The organism is Xenorhabdus santafensis (genome assembly GCF_033949405.1).
Classification (GTDB): Bacteria; Pseudomonadota; Gammaproteobacteria; order Enterobacterales; family Enterobacteriaceae; genus Xenorhabdus; species Xenorhabdus santafensis.
This window is the reverse complement of record NZ_VCDN01000503.1, coordinates 1-473: the sequence shown is the minus strand read 5'-3', so window position 1 is coordinate 473 and position 473 is coordinate 1. Positions and strand designations below refer to the sequence as shown.

Genomic DNA, 473 nt, shown 5'->3' with positions numbered 1-473 from the left:
CAACAACAAATGAAAAAGAAAGAGATTTTAGAAGTTACAGAGATGTTGAGTACTTTTATTGACGCTGGTGCAGGTGCTCAAGAACTTATGAAGGCGATCACTGAAAGAAATCTACATAAGAATTCAAATTTTATATTTGTTTTTCATACGTTAAAAGCTTGGATTGAAAGTGATAATCCAGAAGTGAAGCTTAGTAAAACAGAGAAAGCAGTTTTATTTACTTTGCTACCTTATGTCGGTTGGAATAATCAAATTGAACTTTTACAACCAACTATGCAAAAACTATGTGGTTATAAAGATAGGTCATATTTTAGTAAGGTTTTAAATTCATTAGTAAGGAAAAATGTTTTAGAAAAACAAAGTGTAGGAAAACAAAATTATTGGTTTTTTAATTCTTTACTTGTTAAAAAAGGTAATTCTAAAGAACGAAAACCATATATAAAATTTGAACTAAAAGACTAGTAAAAATTACT

Annotated in this window: 1 protein-coding gene; it reads left to right on the top strand. The window is 27.7% G+C overall.

What is annotated here, in order from left to right:
• Window positions 1-462: hypothetical protein (locus tag FE392_RS21125; protein ID WP_319932026.1), on the top strand; the 462-nt coding region annotated here is incomplete at its 5' end.
• Window positions 463-473 lie beyond the last annotated feature (11 nt).